We start from the raw sequence: 6,122 nt of genomic DNA, 5'->3' as shown, positions 1-6,122 counted from the left end.
TTGCCATTGCCAGTATAAATTTGCACTAATCCTTGGGAAAGATTTGACATCGTTACACCTTCCGTATCCATTTTTCAAGCTGGGGATGTATATACACAACATTAGGGGAGGTTAGTATTTCCGGAAACCGCTCCAAAGTTTGTCGATTAAACGCAATCGAAAAAAATAACTTGATAGATGACTTTTCATCGGTTGCTCTTAGTTCTACTTTATCAGGATAAAAGTAATAAACATAGCTGCCATCTCGCCAGGAGATTTCTAGTTCCCCTAGCTTTACACAGATTATTCCAAATTCCTCTACCTTCACAAAGGATACCCCTGTGAATCCTTGTTTAAATCGTTCAGCTTCCAAGGCAACCTGTCCAACTTTAAATTGGGATTCCAACAATTGTTCTACAATGAGTCGGGCTGGGATAGAAATGTCTTCAAAAACCCTGCGCTCACTGCGCAATTCAACAAGCATTCGCTCAAATTTTTGAACATGGATCGAACGCACCAGTTGAGCCTTCTTTAAAGCCTTTTCAAAGGTATGATATACATCTTCCAAGCATTCGAGGAGTATTGAATCTTCTTCCCGCATGATAATCCCCCCCATCCCTCCCTTTATTCAGAGAGACATTCTATAACTTCATTCTAACTGAACAACAATGATTAATAAAGCTAGATTTCCATTATTTGAGGAAATATCTTGCATTTACTTTTTCTTGCGCAAACGTTTAGACACCCTTTGAACTCTTAACTCAATCCAATCTGTTGCTACTTCAGCCTCGCGACCCTTTTCGAGAGCCTTCCAATAGCAATTGAGGGCATCACGAAAATTACTGCGTTTTTCATAAAACTCTGCCAAGTGTACTAATGCTTCTAATGTAAATTCGCTACGAACTTGAAAGACCTCATCTGACTTGTCTTGAAATTTCAGCGGACCTTCCTTGCGCTCCTGAATTTCTTTGAGAATGGCTAAAGATTGCTGAACTTCGCTAATTCTAAGCTCATCATCAAAGGATTCAAAGAGGTTTAAAGCTTGGAGATAATATAATTCAGCCTTAGTAAAATCCAGGGTAAGGAAAAGCAGACCAGCCAAATTCTGATACCTTAAGGCAAGGTCAATATCTTGTTTAGGATAAAACCGGATCGATAATTCCAGATAATATTTGGCTTCCTGATTATTCTCTAAGAACTGCTCGATTTTACTTAAGAAATAGCAACTTTCACTAAATACCTCACTTGTTTCAAACTTTAAAGAAAGTGCCACTGCCCTTTGTTGACAATCAAAAGCTAAGAGCATTTGGTTCTGCTCAAAGTAAAGTAAGGCTAAGTATTGAAGTGTTGTTGATAAAGGGACTAAATCAGCTAGCTTAGCAAATAGCTGACAGGCGTGCTTAAGGGTTTCTAGGGCGTCATTAATTTGCCCCTGTCGAAAGTACAACTCGCCTAACAAAAGGTCCAATTCTGCTACCCCTTTAAGAAAACCGTACAAACGACAAAGTTCTTGGGCCTGTGAAAACGCTTGCTTAGCTCTGATCCATTCTTCGAGGGCAGTATAAACTTGGCCAAGATCAGCATAGAGCATGCCCAACCTTAACTGTGGGGAGGAACTCGGATAAATCGAGATCGCCTGGCGATATTCTTCGGTTGCTTCCTGAAGTTTTCCCTTTTTAACCGACACACTGGCTAGCCCCGCCCAGGCTTCAGCCATCCCTTTAGCATTCTCGACTTCCTGACAAATACGTAGCGCTTCCTTAAAACCCTCTTCCGCAAAGTCTAAATTACCTAAACGGACTCTTACTGTTGCTAATAATCTTAATGTAAAGGCAACAATTTCGGGAACGCTTAATTGATATGCCTTCAAAAGACCCTGAATATAATATGTTTCTGCTTTTAGATACTGTTCTTCCCCAAGACACTGTGTTCCATCCTCCATAAGATTCCGCCAAACAAATAATTCCCTATCATGCATATTATCCCCTCCGTGTCTGCTCCATCATATGCACGAGTCGATTTATTGGGCATATCTTAAAAAGAATTAATGCTTCTGCTTCAGAATCCTCGAATTACGGGTCAGGTCCTAGAATACATGTAAAATATACTATTTTAGAAATTTAGGACGGACTAGCTTGTAACCTAGACATAAAAGTCGAATTATGATAATCTAGAATTATGAAGGGGGTGTTTGACCTTGACTACTTATCGTCCGACTCAATCTTCTAATTATTGGATAGTTGCTCTTAAATTCATTATTCTAATTTTAGGTCTGTATATTTCTGCCCTAGTCCTGAGTAAGGTATTTACGTTTGTCTTTGCGATTGCTTTTTTTCTAATTCGTATCATTGTTTTCTTCGCAGTTACCTTGATCGTCTTACACTTTTTCCTTAAATTATTGTTTAAATTAGATTTGATTGGTTCAATTTTCGGCAAACGCTTTTTCCAACGGTAGTTCTACTCCTTTGATAATTATATTGAGTTACACCCCGAATAAATATTAAACGCCTTTTAGGCGTTTTTTTGTTTTACTCCTCATGAACTTGTTAACGAATGAATATCTTTTAGTCGAAGGAGGAGTGCCCAATGCGGATTATAATTTTCAAACGTCCATCCTGGCGTAATATTGCTCTCTGGGGAATCCTATTATTCGTTATGGTCTCGTATCGAGAAAATGTGACGTCAGTTTTCTCTGGAAAATTGAAACCTATTTATTCTGTCAATGTTAACACTCCAGCAATCGGTCTCACCTTTGATATCAGTTGGGGAGAGAAGACTGCAGAACCCATATTGGATATTCTAAAAAAAGAAGGTGTCAAAGCTACGTTTTTTCTGTCTAGTCCTTGGGCAGATAAACATCAACCACTGGTGATGAGAATGGTAGCGGACGGCCATGAAATCGGTTCACACGGAAACCGGCATATCGATCTTGACACCTTAGGAACGGCTGAACTAGAAAATGAGATCATTAAGTCACAACAAGTCCTCGAAAGAATAACTCAGCAGAAAATTCGCTTAATCCGTACTCCAAACGGTGCCTATAATAATAAGGTTATTGCTACGGCCAATCAGTTAGGATATCGTGTCATCCAGTGGAGTGTTGATTCTCTCGATTGGAAGCGACCCGGCTCGAATGCTGTGATTAATAATGTACTCAATGGCAGCCGAGCAGGGAGTGGAGCTAAAGCCGGAGATATTATCTTATTTCATGCTTCTGACTCGGCGCCTGATACAGTTCAAGCCTTACCAGTAATTATCCAACAACTAAAAAATAAAGGTCTTAGCTTAATTCCAGTGGGCGAATTACTTGCCAAGGCAAGCAGCACTTGGCCACCTGAAAGTAATTTGAAAGAAGAACCCGTCGCCCCAACTCACTAGCTCATAAGACAGCCATAATTCTTTGATTTCGGCTATAACGAGCGTAATACTCCATCGGCATTTTGTCGCTCTGAAAGCTGTTCTAAGGCTTTTTGGGCATCCACCTGCACCTGACCCTCAAGCCCACTTTTTAGGGCAAGTTCAAGCAAGATCTTACCCTCTTGCAACTGCCCTTTCTTTAGAGCGTTGATTCCATTCAGATAATTAATACTGGCATCCCCTTGGGGAAGTTCTTTTAATAAGGCTAGACTATCTGCTAAGCCTAGCGTATTATTTTCATGAATTGCCAGCACAGCCCTTTTTGTCAAGTATAATGAATTCTGTGGTCTCCAGGTTTGGTTATCGATATATTGGCTTAGTTCTAGGGCTTTTGCTCTTTGACCTTGAGCTATTGCCAAGTCAAAGGCCACTGACAAACAGGCCGGGTTGTTGGGTTCCAATTGCTGAGCAACTTCGAGCTCCACTTTGGCTGACAGATTATCTTCCAGGAGCAAAGCCGCTTGAGCTAGGGTTAAATGCCTTAGGCATTGTTCTTGACGAGTCATGGACTGCCAGTCAGCTTCTGACTTAGCTAAAACTTCTCGAATCTGCTTGGCATCTCCTTTAGCAAGCGCTAGGACTCCCTTTCCAAGCTGTTTACGTGGAGAAGAACTCATTGTTTCTAATAAATTCTGGGCTTTGGTAAGGTTTTCTGCTTGTAAATTGAATATCACTAACCATAACTGATGTTTTTCGTCTTGATATGCTGCTAATCTTTGCTCGACATCCTTGATTCCTAGGTTAAGCTCTAACCATAGCCTTGTATCGATTATGAGTGCTAACTTATTTAATGGACCACCATATTTGTCCATCCACTGTAATTCGTCTTGAACATTACGCATGTTGTAATCACTTTTCGCCTGTTTTAAGCGCTCCATACGAAATACAAAAGGCCCCACGGCGAACATAATAAGGATAGCCACTATGAGTGAAAAGGTGATCTTCCATCGTTTATTTGAATTCCGTTTGATTCGTTTCACTGTCCAATCCCTCATTCCAATCTAGGTCTAATGTCCTTTCCATGATGAAAAACCTTCCCCGACAACTTCTGGCACCTCAGAAATGGCTACGAATGCCTGAGGATCTTGCTTATTAATGATTTCTTTAATCTGAGATAATTCTGTTCGGTTGATCACACAATAAATAACTTGTTTAGCTTCCCCAGAGAAGGCTCCAGTCGCTTGAAAAAGCGTGACTCCACGCTCTAGCTTTGCCATGATTTCTTCAGCGATCTTTTGCGGATGGGTCGTGATCACCATAACCGATTTTGAATGGCTCAAGCCTTCTTGGACAAGATCTACGACACGGGTTGCAATAAACATGTAAAGCATGGCATACATGGCCATTTCCGGACGAAACATTATAGCGACTCCAATAAAAATAGCGGCATCGATGCCCAATAAGATTTGACCTACACTGAAGGGAGTTGTTCTGGCAAACAAGACTGCCAAAATATCGGTACCACCCAGCGAACCTCTAGAACGGAAGACAATTCCCATGCCTATGCCGGACAGTACCCCGCCGTATATTGCAGCCAGCAACGTATCATGGGTTAAGGCAGGTAAGTGCGTGGTAAGGGAAAGCATGGCTGAGAGCATACCCACACCCACAATACTGAAAATCAGGAAACTCCGCCCTACCATACGTAGACCCAGAATAAACAGGGGCAGGTTTAGCAGAAAGACTGCCCAACCAACAGGCCAATTAAATAAGTAGTGTAGTATTATGGCAATACCTGTAAGCCCACCATCGGCAATATGATTGGGGATGATCAGAGTATTAATACTGACACTTACAATCGATGCCCCAATGACGATCCCTATAAAGTGCTTTAACCATTGCCAAGTAAGATTGTTTCGAAAACGTCTCCAGTCCATTTAGGTCCCCCATTCAAACAATAACTACTCGTTCATCTTCATTGTCATTATTCATCTTTGTTATCTTGTTCATCTTCGTTGAATTATACTGCAAAGTTCGAAAGGCGACAAATATATAACTGTCATGAATACTTTAATATATCACTGATTGGACGTGGGAATCAATCCGCAAGTCAGTATAATGCTTGACAAAACCCTCGTTTTTGAGTAGAGTAATAAAGTATTCTTGATAAGCGCTCGTAGCTCAGTGGATAGAGTGACGGTTTCCGAAGCCGGAGGTCGCAGGTTCAAATCCCGCCGGGCGCACCATAAAGAAAAACTTAGTGACAACTCAGGTTGTGACTTTGTCGTATTCTAAGGGTTGGAATTAATTATTCCAACCCTTCTTTGGTGTGCTTAGCCTAATGCGATGTGACAAGCCCCAAAATAGCTATTACCCATCAATCCTTATAATTTCAGCAAAGTCTGTAGATCACGTTTAATTTTAGTTAAGCACTCAGTCAGGTCCTTGTTATCATAACTATTGGTAATTCCATAATGGGTTAACTTATCATCACCGAAATCCACACTATCCGCTAAAAACCTTCTACACAATTCCTGATAATTAGGTTTTAATTGTTGTTTTTCTCTATGGATTGCCCTTTCTAAACGAATCTCATCTTCTAAGTTAATATAAATTGGGACCACATTAGGAGTGCCAAAATATCCTGCGAGATGTTTATAACCCTCTAATGTACCGATTATGATATAATTCTCATGTTCTAACTGAATTTGACCATCATCAATCGTACAGTAAACCCAAAGGCCATTCACTGTATTATAAGCCCTTTTTTCAATGATTAATCCTGC

The 6,122-nt window shown here is 40.6% G+C and carries 6 protein-coding genes, 1 tRNA gene and 1 pseudogene; 3 read left to right on the top strand and 5 right to left on the bottom strand.

Translation table 11 applies throughout. The annotated features are described in order from the left end of the window. Positions 1–52 precede the first annotated feature (52 nt). Entirely contained in the window at positions 53–580 is a 528-nt protein-coding gene (locus JL57_RS09895) for a hypothetical protein (RefSeq protein WP_034141890.1), read from the bottom strand. A gap of 114 nt (positions 581–694) precedes the next feature. Next, positions 695–1,957, bottom strand: a complete 1,263-nt coding sequence (locus JL57_RS09890) for a tetratricopeptide repeat protein (RefSeq protein WP_034141889.1) — start codon at positions 1,955–1,957, stop codon at positions 695–697. A gap of 219 nt (positions 1,958–2,176) precedes the next feature. Here JL57_RS09890 and JL57_RS09885 point away from each other — a divergent pair, with 219 nt between their 5' ends. Continuing rightward, the gene (locus JL57_RS09885; RefSeq protein WP_034141888.1) at positions 2,177–2,434 is read left to right on the top strand and encodes a hypothetical protein; all 258 of its coding nucleotides are present in this window, start codon (positions 2,177–2,179) and stop codon (positions 2,432–2,434) included. A 131-nt stretch (positions 2,435–2,565) separates the two neighbouring features. After that, the gene (locus JL57_RS09880; protein ID WP_034141887.1) at positions 2,566–3,357 is read left to right on the top strand and encodes a polysaccharide deacetylase family protein; all 792 of its coding nucleotides are present in this window, start codon (positions 2,566–2,568) and stop codon (positions 3,355–3,357) included. A 32-nt stretch (positions 3,358–3,389) separates the two neighbouring features. Here JL57_RS09880 and JL57_RS09875 read toward each other — a convergent pair whose 3' ends face one another. Both JL57_RS09875 and JL57_RS09870 read right to left on the bottom strand, forming a co-directional pair. Further along, complete coding sequence (locus JL57_RS09875) at positions 3,390–4,376, bottom strand: hypothetical protein (protein ID WP_291299914.1); 987 nt, start codon at positions 4,374–4,376, stop codon at positions 3,390–3,392. A gap of 27 nt (positions 4,377–4,403) precedes the next feature. Continuing rightward, positions 4,404–5,273, bottom strand: a complete 870-nt coding sequence (locus tag JL57_RS09870) for a YitT family protein (RefSeq protein ID WP_034141885.1) — start codon at positions 5,271–5,273, stop codon at positions 4,404–4,406. A gap of 233 nt (positions 5,274–5,506) precedes the next feature. Between JL57_RS09870 and JL57_RS09865 the strand changes: the two genes are divergently transcribed. Continuing rightward, positions 5,507–5,582: transfer RNA gene (locus JL57_RS09865), tRNA-Arg, on the top strand. A 138-nt stretch (positions 5,583–5,720) separates the two neighbouring features. Here the strand turns inward: JL57_RS09865 and JL57_RS09860 are convergent. After that, positions 5,721–6,122: pseudogene (locus JL57_RS09860) on the bottom strand (guanylate kinase); the annotation flags it as partial.

It is taken from the genome of Desulfosporosinus sp. BICA1-9, from assembly GCF_000802135.1.
Note: the sequence above shows the minus strand (reverse complement) of the source record. Positions and strands in the feature narration are given on the sequence as shown.

What these genes read in the sequence shown, in the direction of transcription:
- JL57_RS09880 (WP_034141887.1), top strand. Translation starts at nt 2,566, where the DNA reads ATGCGGATTATAATTTTCAAACGTCCATCCTGGCGTAATATTGCTCTC.
- JL57_RS09870 (WP_034141885.1), bottom strand. Translation starts at nt 5,273, where the DNA reads ATGGACTGGAGACGTTTTCGAAACAATCTTACTTGGCAATGGTTAAAG.
- JL57_RS09890 (WP_034141889.1), bottom strand. Translation starts at nt 1,957, where the DNA reads ATGCATGATAGGGAATTATTTGTTTGGCGGAATCTTATGGAGGATGGA.
- JL57_RS09895 (WP_034141890.1), bottom strand. Translation starts at nt 580, where the DNA reads ATGCGGGAAGAAGATTCAATACTCCTCGAATGCTTGGAAGATGTATAT.